The organism is Enterococcus sp. LJL51, assembly GCF_054871795.1.
Map to the genome: position 1 here is coordinate 62,850 of NZ_JBTXLW010000006.1, position 21,401 is coordinate 84,250.

At 38.4% G+C, this 21,401-nt stretch carries 18 protein-coding genes and 2 tRNA genes; 18 read left to right on the top strand and 2 right to left on the bottom strand.

Annotation, left to right across the window (positions count from 1 at the left end; translation table 11 throughout):
- Positions 1-10 precede the first annotated feature (10 nt).
- From ACYSNQ_RS07900 to ACYSNQ_RS07920, 5 genes are all read left to right on the top strand, one after another.
- Entirely contained in the window at positions 11-865 is an 855-nt protein-coding gene (locus tag ACYSNQ_RS07900) for a hypothetical protein (RefSeq protein ID WP_426082360.1), read from the top strand.
- Positions 866-944: 79 nt separating this feature from the next.
- Positions 945-1,178: a DUF2969 domain-containing protein gene (locus ACYSNQ_RS07905; RefSeq protein WP_426082361.1), complete on the top strand. Its 234-nt coding sequence runs from the start codon at positions 945-947 to the stop codon at positions 1,176-1,178.
- A gap of 83 nt (positions 1,179-1,261) precedes the next feature.
- A tRNA-Tyr gene (locus tag ACYSNQ_RS07910) sits at positions 1,262-1,342 on the top strand.
- 9 nt (positions 1,343-1,351) lie between these two features.
- Positions 1,352-1,423: transfer RNA gene (locus ACYSNQ_RS07915), tRNA-Gln, on the top strand.
- Positions 1,424-1,514: 91 nt separating this feature from the next.
- Complete coding sequence (locus tag ACYSNQ_RS07920) at positions 1,515-1,667, top strand: hypothetical protein (RefSeq protein WP_426082362.1); 153 nt, start codon at positions 1,515-1,517, stop codon at positions 1,665-1,667.
- A gap of 597 nt (positions 1,668-2,264) precedes the next feature.
- Here the strand turns inward: ACYSNQ_RS07920 and ACYSNQ_RS07925 are convergent.
- Positions 2,265-2,870, bottom strand: coding sequence for a TetR/AcrR family transcriptional regulator (locus ACYSNQ_RS07925; RefSeq protein ID WP_426082364.1), 606 nt, complete (start codon positions 2,868-2,870; stop codon positions 2,265-2,267).
- 193 nt (positions 2,871-3,063) lie between these two features.
- Between ACYSNQ_RS07925 and ACYSNQ_RS07930 the strand changes: the two genes are divergently transcribed.
- The 3 genes from ACYSNQ_RS07930 (at position 3,064) to ACYSNQ_RS07940 (ending at position 9,045) form a co-directional block, all read left to right on the top strand.
- Positions 3,064-7,314 (top strand): acyl-CoA dehydratase activase-related protein, encoded by a 4,251-nt coding sequence (locus tag ACYSNQ_RS07930; RefSeq protein WP_426082365.1) that lies wholly within the window; start codon positions 3,064-3,066, stop codon positions 7,312-7,314.
- Between the two features lie 425 nt (positions 7,315-7,739).
- Positions 7,740-8,447 carry a GntR family transcriptional regulator gene (locus ACYSNQ_RS07935; protein WP_426082367.1) on the top strand — a complete coding sequence of 236 codons (708 nt, stop codon included), beginning with the start codon at positions 7,740-7,742 and terminating at the stop codon, positions 8,445-8,447.
- Between the two features lie 124 nt (positions 8,448-8,571).
- Positions 8,572-9,045: a GNAT family N-acetyltransferase gene (locus ACYSNQ_RS07940; RefSeq protein WP_426082368.1), complete on the top strand. Its 474-nt coding sequence runs from the start codon at positions 8,572-8,574 to the stop codon at positions 9,043-9,045.
- A gap of 104 nt (positions 9,046-9,149) precedes the next feature.
- Here the strand turns inward: ACYSNQ_RS07940 and ACYSNQ_RS07945 are convergent, their stop codons facing one another.
- Positions 9,150-9,791 (bottom strand): YigZ family protein, encoded by a 642-nt coding sequence (locus tag ACYSNQ_RS07945; RefSeq protein ID WP_426082369.1) that lies wholly within the window; start codon positions 9,789-9,791, stop codon positions 9,150-9,152.
- Between the two features lie 140 nt (positions 9,792-9,931).
- Here ACYSNQ_RS07945 and ACYSNQ_RS07950 point away from each other — a divergent pair, with 140 nt between their 5' ends.
- From ACYSNQ_RS07950 to ACYSNQ_RS07995, 10 genes are all read left to right on the top strand, one after another.
- Positions 9,932-10,219, top strand: a complete 288-nt coding sequence (locus ACYSNQ_RS07950; RefSeq protein ID WP_426082370.1) for a DUF7662 domain-containing protein — start codon at positions 9,932-9,934, stop codon at positions 10,217-10,219.
- A 119-nt stretch (positions 10,220-10,338) separates the two neighbouring features.
- On the top strand, positions 10,339-11,670 hold the full coding sequence (locus ACYSNQ_RS07955) for a DEAD/DEAH box helicase (RefSeq protein ID WP_426082372.1): 1,332 nt from the start codon (positions 10,339-10,341) through the stop codon (positions 11,668-11,670).
- Positions 11,651-12,340, top strand: a complete 690-nt coding sequence (locus ACYSNQ_RS07960; protein WP_426082373.1) for a ComF family protein — start codon at positions 11,651-11,653, stop codon at positions 12,338-12,340. Before ACYSNQ_RS07955 ends, ACYSNQ_RS07960 begins: the two co-directional genes overlap by 20 nt.
- A gap of 140 nt (positions 12,341-12,480) precedes the next feature.
- Complete coding sequence (hpf, locus tag ACYSNQ_RS07965) at positions 12,481-13,032, top strand: ribosome hibernation-promoting factor, HPF/YfiA family (RefSeq protein ID WP_426082374.1); 552 nt, start codon at positions 12,481-12,483, stop codon at positions 13,030-13,032.
- Positions 13,033-13,264: 232 nt separating this feature from the next.
- The gene (gene secA, locus ACYSNQ_RS07970) at positions 13,265-15,793 is read left to right on the top strand and encodes a preprotein translocase subunit SecA (protein WP_426082375.1); all 2,529 of its coding nucleotides are present in this window, start codon (positions 13,265-13,267) and stop codon (positions 15,791-15,793) included.
- A gap of 230 nt (positions 15,794-16,023) precedes the next feature.
- A protein-coding gene (gene prfB / locus ACYSNQ_RS07975) for a peptide chain release factor 2 (protein WP_426082376.1) occupies positions 16,024-17,125 on the top strand; the annotation gives its coding sequence in 2 pieces (ribosomal slippage) (positions 16,024-16,095 and positions 16,097-17,125; 1,101 coding nt in all).
- A 106-nt stretch (positions 17,126-17,231) separates the two neighbouring features.
- A complete protein-coding gene (gene ftsE, locus ACYSNQ_RS07980; RefSeq protein ID WP_426082377.1) occupies positions 17,232-17,918 on the top strand; it encodes a cell division ATP-binding protein FtsE in 687 nt (228 codons plus the stop codon).
- Entirely contained in the window at positions 17,911-18,795 is an 885-nt protein-coding gene (gene ftsX, locus ACYSNQ_RS07985; RefSeq protein ID WP_426082378.1) for a permease-like cell division protein FtsX, read from the top strand. Before ftsE ends, ftsX begins: the two co-directional genes overlap by 8 nt.
- A 118-nt stretch (positions 18,796-18,913) precedes the next feature.
- Positions 18,914-20,362: a cardiolipin synthase gene (cls, locus tag ACYSNQ_RS07990; protein WP_426082379.1), complete on the top strand. Its 1,449-nt coding sequence runs from the start codon at positions 18,914-18,916 to the stop codon at positions 20,360-20,362.
- A gap of 178 nt (positions 20,363-20,540) precedes the next feature.
- On the top strand, positions 20,541-21,395 hold the full coding sequence (locus ACYSNQ_RS07995) for a phosphate ABC transporter substrate-binding protein PstS (RefSeq protein ID WP_426082380.1): 855 nt from the start codon (positions 20,541-20,543) through the stop codon (positions 21,393-21,395).
- Positions 21,396-21,401 lie beyond the last annotated feature (6 nt).

The following is a 21,401-nucleotide window of genomic DNA, read 5'->3' on the forward strand; positions in this document are numbered from 1 at the left end:
ATAAAGCTTAATGAAAAGAAAAAAATTTAAGGGAGCAGCAGTTTCCCGTTTGTTTCTAGCTTTCTTGGCGATGGTCTTTCTAGTTGCATTCCTCCTTTTATTGAGTTTGCGGTTGACGCTTTTTAGTGAGAAATATATGGAGAAGCAAGCTGAGAAAGCCGATTACTATAGTCAGCTTACTAAAGAAATGAATAAGCAAATTGAAAATAGTGCGCTAGGGAGCAATATTCCTGAAGGGGTACTATCTAATGCAGTAGAAGAAGCTATTGTCAAAGAGGATATGAATAACTACTTTACTGCAATGTATCATCCGGATACGCCTTTTTCAATTAAAAATGAACAGCAAGTAAAAAGTTCAGTAACTGAAAAAATCAAACAATACGCGGCGGAAAATAATATTGATTTGACAGCGGAAAGCGACGAAGCCGTTAAACTGTTGGCAGATCAGACTGCAACAGTTTATAAAGGATATATTGAACTGCCGTTTCTGCTTTCTTTTGGAAATCGAGTGATGGCATATAGTTCAAAACTATGGATATTCATGGCTGTCTGTGGTGTTTTATGGATAGTATTAAGTGTAATTTTATTTAGATCACTCCGCGGCTATCTGCATCGCTTACTGAGATACTGGGAATACATTTTTGTTGGGGGCGGGTTAATGATGGCCGTTATTCCAGCACTTATTCTACTTTCTGGTTATTTGAAGCGGATTGGTATTCAGTCAAAAGCTATGTATGATTTTATTCAGGCTTACTTATCAAGTTTCTTGTGGATGTTTATTTATATGGGGATTGGATCTATTCTAATTGGCGTTGGTGTGGCAGTTTGGAGTGAATATCAGCGAAAACACTTATTTAGTCAATAATAAAAAAAAGTATCTATTTATGCAGAAATAGATGCTTTTTTAGCTGTTTATGGTATGATTTACTTCTGGAGGGATAAGAATGTCAAAAAAGAATAAAGATATTGAAGTTCGAGTTGAAGAGGAAAAAATAACCTTCAACGGTCAACAAGTCGAGAGTACAAATTTGTTGATTGGAAAAAAAGAAATAGGCAGAATTGTTCCTAATGGTTCTGGGAAATTTTTGATTGAAATGGGTAAAGAAAACCAAGGGGTTGTTAAGTCCATTGATGAAGGAATCGAAACAGTTATTCGCCTATGGAATTTAGCTGAATAAGTTGAAAAATTTTTTAAAATAACACTTGCATTTCGAGTAGAAATTATGTATTATAAACAAGTCAGGTTTTTAAGATGACTTTTGGAGGAGTAGCGAAGTGGCTAAACGCGACGGACTGTAAATCCGTTCCTTAGGGTTCAGTGGTTCGAATCCACTCTCCTCCATTTTGTTTTTGGGGTATAGCCAAGCGGTAAGGCAACGGACTTTGACTCCGTCACTCGTTGGTTCGAATCCAGCTACCCCAGTACCTAGAGCTACTCAGCATAACTGAGTGGTTCTATTTTTTTTACCATCTCACATTGACGAATGAACAAGAAAGCAAAGGAGAGATTGTCTATGAATTTGAAAGAAAAGATTACAGATGCAGCAGAGAAGGTCTATGACTTAACCAAGCAGAAGAAGTACAATGTGAAGGTTGGTGTTTCTAGTAAAATAACCTCAAATAGAAACACTACTCATAATAAAAAGTGGCGTGCCAAAAATAACTAATAAAAAATGAGGTTGAGGCGGAAGTGTTCAGCTTCAAGCACCAAATAGGTACTTTTCATCATCTGTTCTGCTCAAAAGAGCAATTACAGTGATTCTAAGCACCAAGTAGGTACTTTTCATCATCTGCTCTGCTCAAAGAGCAATCACAGTGATTCTAAGCACCAAGTAGGTACTTTTCATCATCTGCTCTGCTCAAGAGCAATCACAGTGATTCTAAGCACCAAGTAGGTACTTTTCATCATCTGCTCTGCTCAAAGAGCAGTCACAGTGATTCTAAGCACCAAGTAGGTACTTTTCATCATCTGCTCTGCTCAAAGAGCAGTCACAGTGATTCTAAGCAATAAGGCGGAAATTCCGGAAATGACAGGAAACACGAAGGTAAACCATTCGATGTTGACTGATTCCTACCTGGTGTTCCACAAATTTTTGCGAATTTTCGACTTATTGTCGAAGAGCCTTGAAACACAGTGGTTTACCACTGATGTTGAGCGGACATCGATGCAGCTCGCTGCTAGTAGTTACTTCTGAAACACCGTTTATCTGGGTTTAAGGGGCTGAGGCATACTAATGTCACAGCCCCTTATTTTAGCTTTACAGCTATTTTTCAATCTCAATGCCGAGAACGGTTAAATGTCCGTTTCCTACAAGCTTTATAACTAACCGAGCTAAATGATTGGGTGTCATGTTTGTATCGCTGGTAATCCACCAATGAAGTGTTCCAATAAATATCGAGGTCATGTATTCAATAATAAAATCAATCGGGACTTCAATATCGTTTTCTGTAATACGTAAACGGGAAAGTGTGTCGGCGTATTTCTCATAGAGAATATCAGCCAATTTTCTTTTTAAAATTTCATTGGAGCTGCCATCCATAATTGTCAGAAAAAAGTTTTTGTTTTTATGAATATTATTGTAGATTCTGGACAGGAGCAGTTCGATTTTTTTTACCTCAATTTTGTTTTCTTTAATCGAGGTATCTGTATCTAAAACTGAGGTGAATGCACGAACAGCTAAATCAAAAATTTGTTCATAAAGATCTTGTTTATCTTTAAAATGGGCGTAAAATGTAGCACGGTTAATCATTGCCCGATCCGCTATCTCCTGAATTGTTAGAACATCAAATCCTTTTTCTTCAACTAATTGGATAAATGCTTCAATAATCATTTTGTGGGTACGCATAACTCGCAGATCTTTCTTTTTCATCCTTTAAATTCCTTTCAAAAAGCCAACAATTTGAATAAGTTTGTTGTTTATCTCACAAAAACAGGTCTTTTGACTGTTGCAAAAAAAATTAATACTCCCTAAAATAGACATAAGTATTATAACAAACAGGATGTAAGTTAATCAACAGTGTGTTGCTGATTGTGAACTTTTTCTCTTGGAGAGGCAGGGAGATATGAAATTGAGGGCAGGCATCGATGTCGGATCGACGACAGTAAAATTAGTAATTATAGATGAAGAAAATCAAACAAAATTTGCAAAATATGAGCGGCACTACTCAGATGTAAAAGCCGCAACAGAAAAGGTCTTGGAAGAGGCAAAAGAGCTTCTGGGTGGAGACCAGCCACTAACGATGATGATTACAGGCTCAGGCGGTATGGGACTGGCAGATGTTCTGGAAATTCCTTTTGTTCAGGAGGTAATTGCTTGCACTCGTACAGTTGAGGAAATCATCCCGGAAACAGATGTAGCTATTGAGCTAGGCGGAGAAGATGCTAAAATCACTTTTTTTGAGGGTGCTCTGGAGCAGAGAATGAATGGTAGCTGTGCAGGAGGAACTGGTGCTTTTATTGATCAGATGGCTGTTCTGTTGAAAACAGATGCAAATGGAGTGAATGAATTAGCCAAAAATTATCAAACCATCTATCCAATTGCTTCAAGATGTGGTGTATTTGCCAAAACAGATGTACAGCCGTTAATCAATGAAGGTGCGGCTAAAGAAGATATTGCAGCCAGTATTTTTCAGGCGGTTGTGAATCAGACGATTGCTGGATTAGCTGCCGGCAGAAAAATAAAAGGAAAGATTGCCTTTTTAGGTGGCCCGCTCTTTTTCATGTCTGAACTGCGTAGAAGATTTATAGAAACGTTGGATATTCAACCAGAAGATGTGATTTTTCCGGAAAATCCTCAGCTTTTTGTCGCTATGGGAGCTGCAATTTATTCTAAAGATGCAGAACAAAGTACGCTGTCTCTGCTCTTGGAACGTTTAACTGAAGGGGATAAGGAACAGCTGAAGCCGACAGATACGTTGGAACCACTATTTAAAAATCAAGATGAGCTGCAGGCGTTTAGAGATAGACATAATCAGGCAAAAGCGACTGAAAAAGCTTTTTCTAAACATTCAGGTGTAGCATTCTTAGGATTAGATGCTGGATCAACAACAACGAAGGTTACATTGATTGATGAGGACGGCAATTTGCTGTTTTCTTATTATGGAAATAACCAGGGACAGCCTTTGGAAACGACAATGGACGTCTTGAAGGACTTATATCAACAAATGCCAGAGGATGTTTTTATTGGCAAGGCAGCTGTTACTGGTTATGGAGAACACCTAATCAAAAATGCTTTGAAAGTTGATATTGGCGAAGTTGAAACTATGGCTCATTATAAAGCAGCTGATCATTTTCAGCCGGGAGTAGATTTTATACTGGATATCGGTGGTCAAGATATGAAAGCCATGACAATTAAAGACGGTGTCTTATCATCCATTCAGCTGAACGAAGCTTGTTCATCAGGCTGTGGCTCTTTCATAGAAACTTTTGCAAAGTCTTTGAAATACGATGTGAAGGATTTTGCAATAGAAGCGTTAAGCTCTCAGGCGCCTGTTGATTTGGGCTCGCGATGTACAGTGTTTATGAATTCCAAAGTAAAACAAGTTCAAAAAGAAGGAGCTTCAGTTGGGGATATTTCTGCTGGACTTTCCTATTCAGTTATCAAAAATGCGATTTATAAAGTAATCAAAATTCGCAGACCAGAAGAACTGGGAAAAAAAGTTGTCTGTCAAGGCGGAACATTTTATAATGAAGCAGTTTTAAGAGCGTTTGAAATGATCAGCGGACGAGAAGTAGTTCGTCCTTCTATTGCAGGCTTGATGGGTGCTTATGGTGCTGCTTTAATTGCTCTGGAAAATTATGAGATTGGAGAGCAGACAACGCTGCTGCCATATGAAGAGCTTGAAGCTTTTACAGCAGATAAAGAATTCACTCATTGTGGTTTGTGTGAAAACAACTGTATGATGACAGTGACAGTTTTTTCAGACGGTCGGAAATTCATTACTGGAAATCGCTGTGAACGCGGAGCAAGAATTAAAGTTAAACGTGAAGACCGTAAAGTGAACCTTATAGATTATAAGTATCGTCGGCTATTCAAATATCGGGCACTGAAGGAAAAAGAAGCACCGCGGGGCGTAGTAGGTATTCCTCGAGTATTAAATATGTATGAAAATTATCCCTTGTGGTTTACGTTTTTTACAGAGCTAGGCTTCAGAGTGGAGCTTTCACCTCGCTCCAATAAGGAATTGTATGAACAAGGAATGGAGACTATTCCAAGCGATACAGCTTGTTATCCGGCAAAAATTGCTCATGGACATATTCAGGCAATGATTGATAAAGGCATCCCGATGATTTTTTATCCAGGTGTTGTATTTGAACGTCAAGAAGATAAAAAGGCAGACAATCATTTCAACTGTCCAATTGTTCAAAGTTATCCAGATGTTATCCGAAATAATGTGGATGACATTCGTGAAGGAAAAGTGGATTATCGTAATCCGTTTATTAATTTGGCAAACGAAGCTTCTGTGGCGGACGTCATGGCGAACTGCTTTGCTGATTTAGGTATTTCTAAAGAAGAAATTACAAAGGCGCTTCATTTGGGCTATGAGGAACTTGAAAATTTCAAAACGGATATCCGCAATAAAGGAGAAGAAACACTTCTGATGCTAAACCAAAAAGGTCAGAAAGGTGTTGTTTTATCTGGAAGACCGTATCATCTTGATCCGGAAATCAATCACGGCATTGCTGAAGTGATTACACAAGAAGGTTTTCATGTTTTAACTGAGGATAGTATCTCCCATCTTGGTGACATTGGAAATCTCCGTGTAGTTAATCAATGGGTGTATCATTCCCGCTTATATGCTGCAGCAAAGGTGGTAGCAAAATCTAAAAATCTTGAGCTTGTTCAGTTGAATTCGTTTGGCTGCGGGTTAGATGCTGTTACAACAGATCAGGTAGAAGAAATTATGGATCAGTACGGAAAAATCTATACGGTTTTAAAAATTGATGAAGGCTCTAATCTAGGGGCTATTCGAATCCGTTTGCGGTCATTAAAAGCAGCTGTTGGTGAACGGGATAAACAAGGCTTTGAACCCCAGCTGAAAGAAGAGACTCAAGAAAAAATTGTCTTTACTAAGCAGATGAAGAAAGATCATACACTACTGCTGCCAATGCTTAGTCCAATTCATCAAAGCGGATTAGTAGATGTTGCATTGAAGGCATCCGGTTATAATGTGGTTTGTTTGCCGGCAGAAGACCGTGAAGCTGTCAACGTAGGGTTGAAATACGTGAATAATGATTCCTGCTATCCGGCAATCATTTCTATCGGACAGCTAGTTGAAGCTTTACAAAGTGGAGAATACGATCTGAATAATGTAAGTGTCATGATGACCCAAACTGGCGGCGGCTGCAGAGCAACGAACTATATTCCTTTGCTCAGAAAGGCCTTGAATGATGCTGGATTCCCTCAGGTTCCTGTTGTGTCAATCTCAATGGGGAACAAAGGGGTGGAATCTAATCCAGGATTCAAATTTACTCTGCCTCTGTTAAAAAGAGTTGCAATTGCATTCTTATATGGCGACCTATTTGAACGAGTTGTCTATCGGACTCGGCCGTACGAAACTGAGCCGGGAATGATTGATAAGATGCATACAGAATGGCTCAAAAAGATCGAAAAGAACGTTCGAAATGGTTCATTAACCCAGTTTAATAGAAATATGAAGAAAATCATCAAAGACTTTGACGAAGTTCCTCTTTTGGATATTGTTAAACCTAAAGTTGGAGTTGTGGGAGAGATTCTGGTGAAGTACTCTCCTACGGCAAATAATGATATTGTCCGATTGCTGGAAGAAGAAGGAGCCGAAGCAGTTGTTCCGGATATTGTCGGATTTATGAACTATTCTTTATACAACCAAATCTTTAAATATGAAAATCTGGGGATGTCTAAAAAGAGTAAGATGATTGCTGAATTTGCCATTCGTATGATTGAATTAGTAGAGAAGCCAATGGATAAGGCGTTAAGAAATTCCGAACGCTTTGAAGGGATTGCCTCAATTTATGAATTGGCTGAAGATGCTGGAAAAATCCTTTCAATAGGAAATCATACCGGTGAAGGCTGGTTCTTAACCGGTGAAATGATTGAGCTATTGAAAGCAGGTGTAAACAATATTGTTTGTATGCAGCCGTTCGGGTGTCTTCCAAATCATGTTGTTGGAAAAGGTGTCGTTAAAGAGCTAAGACATCAATATCCTAAAGCCAATATTGCAGCGATTGACTATGATCCAGGTGTTTCTTTGGTTAATCAATTAAACAGAATTCGACTAATGATGGCAACTGCCAACAAGATGGCAAAAGAAGAAGTCGAAGTACGTTCTTAAACGAAGTAAAGCTGTCTGAATAAAAGTGTTAGATGTTGAAAACGAAACAGCTATTACTTCACATCCTTCTTATTGCGAGGCTGCACAGCAATAAGAAGGATTTTTTCTGTCTACATAAAAGGTATATACAAGACTGCTTCTTAAACAAAGTAAAGCGGAGGCTCTTCAAGACAGCAGATTAATTAGCTGGACTAGTCAACTAAAAAAATGTTTGCCGCGCTGGCAAAACTAAACTCTTGTTACTTGATGAAAAGGACAGACCAATTTGTTGTCTTTAATTGAAGAAAACCTTCTTTCTTGTCTGTTCATTAGTTAGACCAAAAAAAGCAGAATTATCTTTTGATAAGCTATACTTAAAATTATGGTTGTTAATCAGGTATATACCAGTTATACTTGAGATAGAAAAATAACGAGGGGGGATAGAGATGACTTCATCTTTACCAATATATTTACAAATTCATGATAAAATAAAAGAAGATATTGAAAAAGGTCATTGGGCGATTGGCGACCGTCTACCATCGGAACGAGAGCTGGCTGTGCAGTTTAAGGTCAGTCGAATGACCTTGCGCCAAGCAATACAGACGCTCGCGGATGAAGGGATTCTTGAAAGAAAGATTGGTTCAGGAACCTATGTTGCCCGCCAAAAGGTGCAGGAAAGAATGATTGGGACAACTAGTTTTACAGAAATAATGCTTTCTCAAAACCGGGTACCTTCGAGTAAAACAGTTTCCTATTTTATTGCTAAACCAAGCTCCAGTGAATTAGAAAAACTACAATTAAGTGAAGATGATTCTATTTTGAAAATGGAGCGGATTCGTTATGCGGATGATGTCCCTATTTGTTTTGAGGTAGCCAGTATCCCTTATTCACTTGTAGAAAAGTATAGTAAATCGGAAATCAGCATGTCTCTTTATAAAACGCTAGAGGAAAAAGGCGGCTACAAAATTGGACAAGCAAATCAGACAATTTCAGCAATGCTTGCATCTGAGCAAATTGCCGAGTATTTGGACATGAAACGTGGAGCAGCAATCCTTAGACTACGTCAAATATCCTATTTGGAGGATGGTCGTCCGTTTGAGTACGTACGAACACAATACGCTGGTAATCGATTTGAATTTTACTTAGAAAAATAGAGGAGGAAGAACGATGAGAATTAGATATCCCTGCTAAATTGTAAAGGAAAATAGAATACGAGGCCCGCCGAATAGATAGATTTAAAATGAATGTATAAATCTAAACTATTTGGAGGAACTTACTATGAATTTATCATTAAGACCATTTACAGACGAAGATATTTGTTTATTTGAAAGCTGGATGAAAAAAGAGCATGTGGCACGTTGGTATCACGACCCTGAAGACTGGCTACTGGAAGTTAGAGAGCGGCGGGAAGCTTTTAGCTTTCTACACCACTTTATTGTTGAGCACAATGACCAGCCAATCGGCTTTTGTCAGTATTATCAATTTTCAGAGAGTGGTGAAACATGGCACGGGTCTGAACAACTGGAAGGCACCTTCAGCATTGATTATATGATTGGAGAAGACGCGTATTTAGGTAGAGGGATTGGTAAACAAATCGTTGTTCTACTAACCGATACTGTATTTCAATCGGAAAATGCCGAACGGATTATTGTTCAGCCGGAACCTGAAAATTTAGGCTCATGTGGTGTTTTGCTAGCTAACGGCTACACATTCGATAAAACGAATGAACTTTACAAAAAAATCAGTAGTTGATTATTATTTCAAAAAACATTTATAGTTAAAGATAAATACTTTGGGAAAAAAGTTCATAAAAGTATTTATCTGCTAAAGACTGAAAAAAACTGTGACATTTTATGTCACAGTTTTTTTACGGGAATCTCATGATAACTGGTTGTTCCTTCGATGTACGAAAATTGTCCATTTAAAATATCAGTAACTTCCGCAATAAATTGTTTAGTTAAATGCTCATCCACTAGACAAATAACTGAAATTTTCTCACTGAATTGAGTATCCTTTACTGTGTAACTGCTGGCTTCCAAAAAATTCTGTAGTTTTCCATGCTGCGGGTAGGCGATATCCAAAATAATTTCCTGTTGAAGCTTACCTTCAACAATACCAATCTCATTTGTTGCTTGAGAGACAGCATGACTATAAGCCCGAATCAGTCCACCCGCCCCTAGCTTCGTTCCGCCAAAATACCTGGTGACAACAGCTGCTACGTTAATCAGCTCCTGTTTTTTCAAAACCTCCAGCATAGGAATACCAGCTGTTCCGCTAGGCTCTCCATCATCACTACTGCGCTGAATCTCTCCTTGATCTCCTAGAATAAATGCGCTGCAGTTATGATTTGCCTTCCAATGTTCTTTTTTTATTCCAGCGATAAATGCTTTCGCCTCTTCTTCTGTTGAAACACGCTTTAAAAAACAAATAAAGCGTGATTTTTTTATCTCTAATTCACTCTGACCATCCTGACGGATGGTAAAATAATGATCAATCATGGGCTCTTCCTTTTCATTTAGGTAATACTATAAGTATAGGTAAAAAAAACAGGTTAGGCAACTAGAAACCGCTTGAAAAATAAGTTCAAGTGGTTGAATCTTCAATGATTTGTGAGATAATATTAAAAAGGAGGGATCAAATGGCAAAAGAGCGATCAAAGAAATATGATCATGTGACACAGTATTTGAAAGAAAACGGTGGTTCACAGGTGACTTTGACTTTCACTCAGTTTGATGAGTTGCTTTTTCCGTACTCTGGTCTCCCTAAAACAGCTCGTAAAGATTCTGACTGGTGGGCAAATGATTATAAACATCCTGAAAAAGGCGCTTATGGCTGGCTAAATGCAAGCTATCAAGTTGCTCAGGTTAATTTAGAGAAAGAATATGTTGTTTTTAATAAGTTATTAAAATCAAAATGGCTTATTTAGTATAGTGCAGAAACTGAAAAATTAATTAAAAAAGCTCGAAACCGTTTACAAACAGTTTTGAGCTTTTTTTTAATTGATACTTTATTCTTTTGCGAATATTCTTTTTGGAGGGATAACGAATGAATGAACTGACCGGAAGAAGAGTTATGAAGAAGGAACTTACAGCAATCGAAGAATTTTCCAAGGCTATTCAACTACCTGCAATGGAAATAACCCATAAAAGAGTCAGTTGTTGCCGTTGTGGAAGCATACATGAAAAATCAGCTGTCCATTTAAGTAGTGAGATATTTTTCTGTCCGTCATGTATTCAAATGGGAAGAGTAGACAGCACAGAAGTTTTTTATCATTTGCCTGAGCCTGAAACAGAGTCGAGGAAAGTGGTCTTTTCATGGAACGGAACATTGACTGACGGGCAGAAAGTCGTTTCAGATGAGTTACGTCATCTTACTGAAATCAAGAAAAATGGTATGGTGTGGGCAGTGACAGGGGCAGGCAAGACAGAAATGCTGTTTGAAACGCTCCATGCCTTATTAGAAAAAGACAGTCGGATTTGTATCGCTTCTCCTAGAGTTGACGTCTGTCTAGAGCTTTTTCCACGAATTAAAGCGGTGTTTCCTTTTGAAGATATTTTGCTTTTACATGGAAAAGTGGAAGAACTTTATCGTTATACAAAGCTGGTTGTTTGTACAACACATCAGTTGTTGAGGTTTTATCAAGCTTTTGATTTACTAATAATTGATGAGGTGGATGCCTTTCCTTATATAGATGAAGAAATACTTCATAGAGGCGCACAGAATGCTCTGAAAGAGGAGGGCAGCCTTGTCTATCTGACGGCAACACCGACAAAGAAGCTCTTAAATGAGATGGGGAAAGGTCAGCTAGCTACAATCGTTTTACCAGCTAGATATCATCGAAGGGTACTACCTGTTCCAATAGTCAAAAGGTGTGCGGGCTGGTATAAACAAATTAAAAAAGGCTTCATTCCTAAAGAATTAAAAGAAATGATTCGGTTATTAGTAGCTCAAAATAACATCTTGTTGTTTTGTCCAAGCATTAAAATACTGGAAATGCTTTATCCTATAATAAATAAAGAGATGAAGGACCTTGCAATAGAGGCCGTCCATTCCAAAGATGAAAAACGGTTAGAAAAGGTTCAGGGGATGAGAGCCCAAAAATTCCGTTTGTTTCTGACGACGACTATCTTGGAACGTGGAGTAACGTTCGAGCGGGTGTCTGTAATTGTTCTGGGAGCAGAACGTCCGGTATTTACAGAATCTGTATTAGTCCAAATTGCTGGAAGAGTTGATCGCAAGGCAGAATTCACCAATGCAAAAGTCTATTTTTTATGTGACGGACAGACCAAAGCAGTTAAAACTAGTATTTATCAAATTAAAAAGATGAATCAGTTGGCTAGAAAACGAGGGTTGATAGATGAACTGTTTGTACTGTAACCAGAAAATTGTTAAGCTACTTCCAATCCCGGAGCTTTTATTGCTTCGTTCTATTCATGCTAACGAACTATGTAATGAATGTCTCAGTAATTTTCGACTGATTGAAAAAGGAGCAAACTGTCCAGGCTGTTGTCGAGAGCAGCAAGAGACCAGTCACTGTGATGACTGTCGCTTGTGGCAACAAAAATACCCAGACTACAAGTTTCAGCATACCGCATTGTTTCATTACAATAAAGAAATGAAGCATTGGTTTGAAGAATATAAGTTTAAAGGAAATTATCAGTTGCGCTTCAGCTTTTCAAAAGAAATTAGTGGGTATCTAAAAAATAAAAATGATTATCTGATTGTTCCAATTCCATTATCGGAACAACGGTTGAAGGAAAGAAGGTTCAATCAAGTAGAAGGACTCTTAACAGGAGCAGGAATTTCATATTCTCCGCTTTTATTAAGAAATAATGAAGAAAGACCTCAGGCACAAAAAAACAGGGAAGAGCGGTTAGCAGGACAGCAGCCTTTCTGTATTAACGCAGAGAATAAGCAGCAGTTTAAAAAAAGAAGTGTTATTTTAGTTGATGATATATATACGACAGGGAGAACACTTTTCTTTGCGGCTGAATTATTTTTGGAATATCCGGTTGAAAAAATTGAAACTTTTTCTTTAGCTCGCTAATTTGAAATATTTGAACGAAATTTGAGTAGTAATTTTGTTGGCAAATATCCAAATGTTAGCTATAATGGAAGTAAGAAGAGGGAGCGGAAGAGTGGTCCTTTTAGTTCCCTCTTTAGTGGTAGATGAAAGGGGCAATTGTTATGTTTAGATATAATGTGCGCGGAGAAAACATCGAAGTAACAGAAGCGATTCGTGATTATGTAGAGAAAAAAGTTAAAAAACTGGAGAGATACTTCAGCGATGCACCTGAAGCAACAGTTTATGTTAATTTGAAAGTTTATACTGAAAAAACTGCAAAAGTTGAAGTGACGATTCCACTTCCATATTTAGTATTGAGAGCGGAAGAAACGTCTCCAGATCTTTATGCAAGTATTGATTTAGTTGTAGATAAATTAGAACGTCAAATTCGTAAATTTAAAACAAAAATCAATCGTAAATCACGTGAAACTGGCTTAGGCAATACACAGCCAGCAACTTTCTTCACAGAAGATGACAATTCAGAAGAAACATCTGAACTTGATATCGTACGTACAAAGCGTTTATCACTGAAACCAATGGACAGCGAAGAAGCAGTTCTGCAAATGAACATGCTGGGACATAATTTCTTTATCTTTGAAGATTCTGAAACTAATGGAACAAGCATCGTATACCGTCGTAAAGATGGTAAATACGGCTTAATCGAAACAGACTAAGTAACTGCTGTTTCATTCTTAAACAAGTAGAACAGTCGGCTGGAGTAAAGCAGGTGCTTTTCTCCAGCTTTTATTGTGAGTACATACAAATATTTAAGTAATTCTTAGGATAAGTTATTTCCTTTCTTATGAAGTAATGATAAAATAAGAAGGATGATTGTACATTTCAGGTAAAATGATTGTGTGATTTGTAGAAAAATAAATAGAGTTAATTGAAAGGAACACTTGAAAAATGGCAAATTTTCTTAGAAAGATGATTGAAAACGATAAAAAGGAACTAAAACGTCTCGAAGGGATTGCAGACCAGGTTGATAGCTTTGCTTCAGCAATGGAACAATTAAGTGATGATGAACTTCGCGGCAAAACAGATGAGCTGAAAGGACGCTATCAAAAAGGCGAAACCTTAGATCAACTGCTGCCTGAAGCGTTCGCTGTAGTTCGTGAAGGTGCAAAGCGGGTATTAGGTTTATATCCTTACCGTGTTCAGCTTATGGGGGGGATTGTTCTTCACGATGGCAACATCCCTGAGATGAGAACAGGGGAAGGGAAAACCTTGACAGCTACAATGCCGGTATATTTGAATGCTTTATCCGGTGAAGGTGTCCATGTGGTAACAGTCAATGAATATTTGGCAACTCGTGATTCAAGTGAAATGGGAGAGTTGTACAATTTCCTTGGATTGAGTGTTGGTCTGAATATCAACTCAAAAACAGCAGAAGAAAAGCGTGCGGCATATAATGCGGATATCACATATAGCACAAATAATGAACTAGGTTTTGATTATCTGAGAGACAATATGGTTGTTTACCGTAATCAAATGGTACAGCGTCCGCTGAACTATGCAATTGTTGATGAAGTGGACTCTATTTTAGTTGATGAAGCTCGTACTCCATTAATCATTTCAGGACAGGCTGAAAAGTCTACTGCTCTGTATACACGTACAGATTTAGTTGTGAAAAAACTGAAAGAAGAAGAAGATTTCAAAATCGACGTTCAGTCTAAAACGATTAGTCTTACCGAAGCAGGTATGGAAAAAGTTGAAGAAGCTTTTGGTTTGGATAACCTTTACGAAATTGAAAACACAGCATTGACGCATCATATGGAGCAGGCTTTGCGTGCAAACTTCATCATGATTCGTGACTTCGACTACGTTGTACAGGATGGAAAAGTTCTTATTGTCGACCAATTTACTGGGCGTATTATGGATGGACGCCGTTATTCTGATGGTTTGCATCAGGCGATTGAGGCAAAAGAAGGCGTTGAAATTGAAGACGAAACAAAAACAATGGCAACTATTACCTTCCAGAACTACTTCCGTATGTATAAAAAATTGTCTGGGATGACCGGTACAGCGAAAACAGAAGAAGAAGAGTTCCGTGAAATTTACAATATGCAGGTTATTCAAATTCCTACAAATAAACCAATCGTTCGTGATGATCGTGCGGACTTACTTTATCCTACACTGGATACAAAGTTTAAAGCAGTTGTACAGGATATCAAGGAACGCTACCATAATGGTCAGCCTATCCTGGTAGGGACAGTAGCGGTTGAAACTTCTGAGCTGTTGTCTAACATGTTAAATGAAGAAAAAATTCCGCATGAAGTATTGAATGCTAAAAATCACTTTAAAGAAGCAGAAATCATCATGAATGCTGGTCAAAAGGGTGCGGTTACGATAGCAACCAACATGGCTGGTCGTGGTACGGATATTAAACTTGGCTTGGGCGTTGTCGAATTAGGCGGCTTGGCCGTTATTGGTACAGAACGGCACGAGTCTCGTCGTATAGATAATCAGCTTCGCGGACGTTCCGGTCGTCAGGGAGATCCAGGGATTTCACAATTTTATCTTTCTTTGGAAGATGATTTGATGAAACGTTTTGGTTCAGAACGAATTAAAGCTTTCCTTGATCGCATGAAGATCGAAGACGAGGATGCTGTTATTCAAAGTAAAATGCTGACTAGACAAGTTGAATCTGCTCAGAAACGAGTGGAAGGAAACAACTATGATACTCGAAAGAACGTTTTACAATATGACGACGTGATGCGTGAGCAGCGTGAAGTCATCTATGCGCAGCGTCAGGAAGTCATCATGGAAGAAAATGACTTAACAGATGTATTGATGAATATGGTAAAACGGACAATCAGCCGGGTTGTTGACAGTCATACTCAATTAGAAAAAGAAAACTGGAATCTGGAAGGAATCGTAGATTTTGCCGGATCAGCTGTCCTGCATGAAGATGCTATTTCTATTGAGGATATCAAAGGGAAAACACCAGAAGAGATTAAAGATTACTTATATAATGCTGCAAAAGAAATCTATGAAACAAAAGCAGCACAACTAAGTGGTCCTGAGCAAATGCTTGAATTCCAAAAGGTTGTTATTTTGAGAGTGGTTGATACAAAATGGACTGACCATATTGATGCAATGGATCAGCTACGCCAATCTGTGGGCTTACGTGCCTATGGTCAAAATAATCCTTTGGTTGAGTATCAAACAGAAGGTTATCAAATGTTTGAGGACATGGTTGGAGCCATTGAATTTGAAGTTACCCGTCTATTTATGAAATCGGAACTTCGTCAAAATGTTCAACGGGAGCAGGTCGCCCAAGGTGAAGCAACTCATCCAGGTGAAACTCCAGAAGAACAAAGTAATACTTCTGGGAAGAAGAAACCTGTTCAGGTACAAAAAGTGGGAAGAAATGACCCATGTCCGTGCGGCAGCGGCAAGAAATTCAAAAACTGTCACGGAAAAAATGCCTAAATAAAAGCGAAGGCGGGGCTTGTCCCTGCCTTTACTTGTTGTTTTGACGAGAACAGCAGTCTAAAAAAGTTTTAAGAGCAGTGTAAATAATGGAAAACACGTTGCATTTCCGGAAGGATTTGTGTAAGTTACTTTGTACTGGTAAAATGAGTAAATAATCATTTTACTAGATAGAAGTTTAAGGAGTAAATTGCTAACATTGATTTAAAGGAAAGGAAGTTTTAAGATAGATGGAAAATGCAGAAATTCGTCATTCATTAGATGATATGAATGAAAAAATAAGTAGTTTTAGGGGGTCTCTTTGACTTAGACCAGCTGGAAGAGGATATTGCAGAGGCTGAACATCGAATGGCAGAGCCTGGTTTCTGGGATAACACCGAAGAAGCACAGAAGTTGATCAATGAAACAAATGTCTATAAAGAAAAGTTTCAGCAGTTTAATCAGCTTGCGGAAGAGCTGGAGGAGCTGGAAGTGATGAATGAGCTTCAACAGGAAGAATACGACCAAGAGATTCATGAGGAACTAGTTGACAGAATCCAGCAATTGACTGAAAAATTGTCGATTTATGAGCTTTCCCTACTATTAAATGAGCCGTATGATAAGAACAATGCTATCATTGAACTACATCCGGGGGCTGGCGGAACCGAGTCTCAGGATTGGGGCAGCATGCTGTTAAGGATGTATACGCGCTGGGCAGAAAGTCATGGATTTCAAGTGGAAACATTGGATTATCTTGCTGGAGATGAAGCCGGTATAAAAAGTGTAACACTGGAAATTAAAGGATATAACGCTTATGGCTATCTCAAATCTGAAAAAGGCGTCCATCGTTTAGTTCGTATCTCACCTTTCGATTCTGCTAAACGAAGACATACTTCTTTTTGTTCGGTAGATGTAATGCCAGAGCTGGATGATACAGTAGAAGTAGCGATTAATTCTGATGATTTGAAAATTGATACCTATCGTGCAAGCGGTGCCGGCGGTCAGCATATTAATAAAACAGAATCTGCGGTCAGAATTACTCATATCCCGACAGGAACGGTTGTAGCAAGTCAGGCGCAACGTTCACAGCTAAAAAATAGGGAACAGGCAATGTCTATGCTGAAAGCGAAGCTTTATCAGCTGGAACTGGAGAAAAAGGCGCAGGAAGCAGCAAATCTGCGTGGCGAACAGCTGGAAATCGGTTGGGGTTCACAAATTCGTTCATATGTTTTTCATCCGTACTCGATGGTCAAAGACCACCGGACTAATTTTGAAACAGGAAATGTACAGGCAGTCATGGATGGAGATCTTGACGGATTTATCGATGCTTATTTAAAAATGCAAATCAGCTAAGCTCTTTACTGAAATGAAATATAACTGTAAAGTGTTGAAAGAGGATTGAAATAAATTAATGTTATAATAAGCAGTGATTTTATTATGGAGATGGAGAGAAAACATCATGATTGAAATGAAAGATGTAATGAAAAAGTATTCTAATGGTACAACTGCTATTAGAAATCTTTCAATAGAAATAAAACCAGGTGAGTTTGTATATGTTGTAGGTCCATCTGGTGCAGGAAAGTCTACATTTATCAAGTTGATGTACCGCGAAGAAAAAGCAACAAAGGGACGCCTAAAGGTAGCCGGTCACGATCTGATTAGAATTAAGAACAATGAAGTTCCTTATCTGAGAAGAGAAATCGGGATTGTCTTTCAGGATTATAAACTGTTAAGCAAAAAGACTGTTTATGAAAATGTTGCCTATGCTATGCAGGTAATTGGAAGAAAACCTCGTGAAGTTAAGAAACGCGTTATGGAAGTATTGGATCTTGTAGGATTGAAGCACAAAGTACGGGTATTTCCAAGTGAGCTTTCCGGTGGGGAGCAACAGCGTGTATCAATCGCACGGGCAATCGTAAATATGCCTAAAGTTCTGATTGCTGATGAACCAACTGGTAACCTTGATCCCGAAAATTCCTGGGAGATTATGAAGTTATTGGATCGTATTAATGCTCAGGGAACTACGGTTGTGATGGCAACACATAACAGTACGATTGTAAATACCATCCGTCATCGGGTAATTGCGATAGAGAACGGACGGATTATTCGAGATCAAGCGGAAGGGGATTACGGCTACGATGATTAGAACATTTTTTACTCATTTACTTGAGAGTATTAAAAGTTTGAAGCGAAACGGCTGGATGACGATAGCTTCAACAAGTGCCGTGACAATCACATTAATACTTGTAGGTATTTTTATGGCAGTGATTTTCAATGCAACGAAATTGGCAAAGGATATTTCTGAAAACGTAACAGTTTCAGTTTTTGTTGATATTGGTACAACAGCAGAGGAAATGCAGGCATTAGAAGGCGAATTAGGCAAAATTCCAAATGTCGAAAGTATTTCATACTCTAATAAAGATCAGCAGCTTAAAAAAATTCAAGATCAAATGGGGGATGCCTGGAATCTTTTTGAAGGAGACAGCAACCCGCTATACGATGTGTATTATTTAAGTGCAAAACAACCAGAACAAACAAAGAAAATCTCTGAAGAAGCTGGTAAGCTGGCAAATGTATTTAAAGCCGATTATGGCGGATTGTCTTCTGATAAGATTTTCCAATTAGCTAAAACCGTTCAGACTTGGGGACTTGCTGCGGCAGGTTTACTACTATTCGTAGCAGTGTTTCTAATTTCAAATACGATTCGAATTACTATTTTGTCAAGACAACGTGAGATTCAAATCATGCGTTTAGTTGGGGCGAAAAATGGATATATCCGCTGGCCTTTCTTCTTGGAAGGTGCCTGGATCGGTCTGTTGGGAGCTATTATTCCAATGGTCCTTCTGACTTTTGGTTATCATCAGGCATTTAAAGTTCTGAATCTGCAGCTGCTGCGTTCAAACTATTCAATGTTGAAGCCAGAAGAATTCCTGTGGCAGTTGAATTTACTGATGATTGGTGTAGGAGTTGTTATCGGCTCTGTAGGTTCAGTAATATCTATGCGCCGATTCTTGAAGATATAAAAGCTTAAGAGAATGAAATGATTTGTTTGAAAAATCATTTCATTCTCTTTTTTCTTTACTTCTCATGACAAGTTAGATATCCTTACTAGTGTGGGAAAGCGTAGTTAGAGGTGAATGTATGAATTTTTTTATTGATAATTTCTTTGTAATTATTTTTATTGCTAATATTTTGCTCTCGCTGGTTATTGTTTTTCGTGAGAGACGGGAAACAGCTCAAACTTGGGCCTGGCTATTGGTTCTTTTCTTTGTCCCTATTGTGGGATTCGTTTTATATATCTTTCTTGGACGGGGAATATCTAAAGATAAAATCTTTGACATGAAGATGCAGGCCAAAATTGGTATGAACGCCGAAATCGAAAATGAAAAGAATGCCTTGAGGAGAGGGCTGTTTCCTCATCCGCCAACTGGCGAAGTAAAGCCCAAACAGTTGATTTATATGCTGACGATTTTTGAAAGCTCCATGTATACAACGAATAACGATATTATTTTATATACAGATGGACGTGAAAAATTTGATGCACTGATTGAAGATATTCGTCGGGCGAAGGACCATATCCATATGGAGTACTATATTTATCGTGCGGATACCCTTGGGAAAGAGGTTCGGGAAGAACTGATTAATGCTGCAAAACGTGGAGTAAAGGTTCGCGTACTTCTGGATGCATGGGGTTCCACCCAAGTGAATATGAAGTTTTTTGAAAGGTTGACAAATGAAGGCGGAGAGGTTGCATTTTTCTTTCCATTGTTTGTACCTTATTTAAACCCCCGCATCAATTATCGAAATCATCGAAAAATTGTTGTGATTGATGGGATGGTAGGTTATACTGGCGGTTTTAATGTGGGGGATGAATATTTAGGTAATGTCGCCAAATTTGGTTATTGGCGGGATAATCACCTGCGTATTTGCGGCGATGCAGTTTATAGTATGCAGAACCGGTTTTTAATGGACTGGAACTCTCAACACCCAGAAGAATTAAGCTATCGGGAACAATATTTCCCGGCAATTACTTCTGTAGGTAAAAAGGCTGTTCAGATTGTGACCAGCGGTCCTGATTCTGAACATGAACAGATTAAAATGACGTATTTGAAAATGATTTCTTTAGCTAAGAAGGAAATTTTAATTCAGACACCTTATTATATTCCAGATGAATCTATTCATGAGGCCCTTAAGCTGGCACTTCTTTCTGGTGTTAATGTAAGAATCCAAATTCCTAATAAGCCGGATCATATGCTGGTTTATTGGGCAACGTATTCTTTTGCAGCAGAGCTGCTGGAGTATGGAGCGATTATCGAAACCTATGAAAATGGCTTTATACATGCCAAAACGGTTATTATTGACGGCGGCATCGTTTCAGTAGGATCTGCTAATATTGATGTTCGTTCATTTAGACTGGACTTTGAGATTAACACAATCATTTATGATCAGGAGTTTTCTGAAAAAGTTAGAGATTCTTTTTACGAAGATTCTCAGGTGTCAGAGCTGTTAACACAGGAAAAGTACAATGCGAGAGGTTTTATTATTAAACTTAAAGAGGGGCTGGCACGCTTAATCTCACCATTGCTATAAGGTAAAACAGAATAAAAATATAAAACTTCAATTGAGCAAACTAGGCTTGATTGAAGTTTTTTGTTATTTTATTACTCAAAAGAACTGAATGAAAGGAAATTTTAAGTAATTTGATTTTCATTGTTAATTCTTAATGTTAAAATAAACTGATTGAATGGATTTGGAGGTTTACGAGGAAATGAAAAAGAAATTATTCATTATTTTTAGTTTAATAAGTATGCTTGCTCTTTCAGGGTGTGCCAGCTGGATTGATCGGGGAGAATCTATTACTGCAGTTGGTTCCTCTGCGCTTCAGCCTTTAGTTGAAACGGCTAGTGAGGCCTTCCAGAGTGAAAATCCCGGGAAGTTTATTAATGTCCAAGGGGGCGGAAGCGGCACGGGTTTGAGTCAGGTACAGGCTGGAGCTGTTGAAATTGGAAATTCTGATTTGTTCGCTGAGGAAAAGAAAGGTATTGAAGCGAATAAACTGGTCGATCACAAAGTTGCGGTTGCAGGAATCACACCAATTATTAATAAAAATGTGGGTGTGACGGATATCTCTATAGAAAACTTGAGAAAAATCTTTTTAGGAGAGATAAAAAACTGGAAAGAGCTAGGCGGTAAAGATATCAGCATTGTTATTCTGAATAGAGCAGCCGGCAGCGGTACTCGGGCAACCTTTGAAAAATGGGTTTTGGATGGTAAAACAGCTGTCCGCGCACAGGAGCAGGATTCCAGCGGCATGGTACGGTCTATCGTTTCAGATACACCAGGTGCTATTAGCTATACAGCTTTTTCCTACGTCAATGATGAAGTGGCAACTTTGAAAGTTGATGGTGTGGATCCAACTGATGATAATGTAGCAACGAATGAATGGAAAATTTGGTCCTATGAGCATATGTATACTTTAGGTGAACCAAAAGAATTAACGAAAGAGTTTCTCGATTTTATGCTGTCCGATGAGGTGCAGGAAGGAATAATTGAAGACTTAGGTTATATTCCTGTTTCAAAAATGAAAGTGGAACGGGATTGGGAAGGAAATCTGATTGATTAATCACCT

Bases quoted from the DNA above. Each gene is read 5' to 3' on its own strand.
- cls (WP_426082379.1), top strand. From the start codon at position 18,914: ATGAATTTTTTTATTGATAATTTCTTTGTAATTATTTTTATTGCTAAT.
- ACYSNQ_RS07995 (WP_426082380.1), top strand. From the start codon at position 20,541: ATGAAAAAGAAATTATTCATTATTTTTAGTTTAATAAGTATGCTTGCT.
- ACYSNQ_RS07945 (WP_426082369.1), bottom strand. From the start codon at position 9,791: ATGATTGATCATTATTTTACCATCCGTCAGGATGGTCAGAGTGAATTA.
- ACYSNQ_RS07950 (WP_426082370.1), top strand. From the start codon at position 9,932: ATGGCAAAAGAGCGATCAAAGAAATATGATCATGTGACACAGTATTTG.
- ACYSNQ_RS07920 (WP_426082362.1), top strand. From the start codon at position 1,515: ATGAATTTGAAAGAAAAGATTACAGATGCAGCAGAGAAGGTCTATGAC.
- ftsE (WP_426082377.1), top strand. From the start codon at position 17,232: ATGATTGAAATGAAAGATGTAATGAAAAAGTATTCTAATGGTACAACT.
- hpf (WP_426082374.1), top strand. From the start codon at position 12,481: ATGTTTAGATATAATGTGCGCGGAGAAAACATCGAAGTAACAGAAGCG.
- ftsX (WP_426082378.1), top strand. From the start codon at position 17,911: ATGATTAGAACATTTTTTACTCATTTACTTGAGAGTATTAAAAGTTTG.
- ACYSNQ_RS07905 (WP_426082361.1), top strand. From the start codon at position 945: ATGTCAAAAAAGAATAAAGATATTGAAGTTCGAGTTGAAGAGGAAAAA.
- ACYSNQ_RS07940 (WP_426082368.1), top strand. From the start codon at position 8,572: ATGAATTTATCATTAAGACCATTTACAGACGAAGATATTTGTTTATTT.
- ACYSNQ_RS07900 (WP_426082360.1), top strand. From the start codon at position 11: ATGAAAAGAAAAAAATTTAAGGGAGCAGCAGTTTCCCGTTTGTTTCTA.
- ACYSNQ_RS07960 (WP_426082373.1), top strand. From the start codon at position 11,651: ATGAACTGTTTGTACTGTAACCAGAAAATTGTTAAGCTACTTCCAATC.
- ACYSNQ_RS07925 (WP_426082364.1), bottom strand. From the start codon at position 2,870: ATGAAAAAGAAAGATCTGCGAGTTATGCGTACCCACAAAATGATTATT.
- secA (WP_426082375.1), top strand. From the start codon at position 13,265: ATGGCAAATTTTCTTAGAAAGATGATTGAAAACGATAAAAAGGAACTA.
- ACYSNQ_RS07935 (WP_426082367.1), top strand. From the start codon at position 7,740: ATGACTTCATCTTTACCAATATATTTACAAATTCATGATAAAATAAAA.
- ACYSNQ_RS07930 (WP_426082365.1), top strand. From the start codon at position 3,064: ATGAAATTGAGGGCAGGCATCGATGTCGGATCGACGACAGTAAAATTA.
- ACYSNQ_RS07955 (WP_426082372.1), top strand. From the start codon at position 10,339: ATGAATGAACTGACCGGAAGAAGAGTTATGAAGAAGGAACTTACAGCA.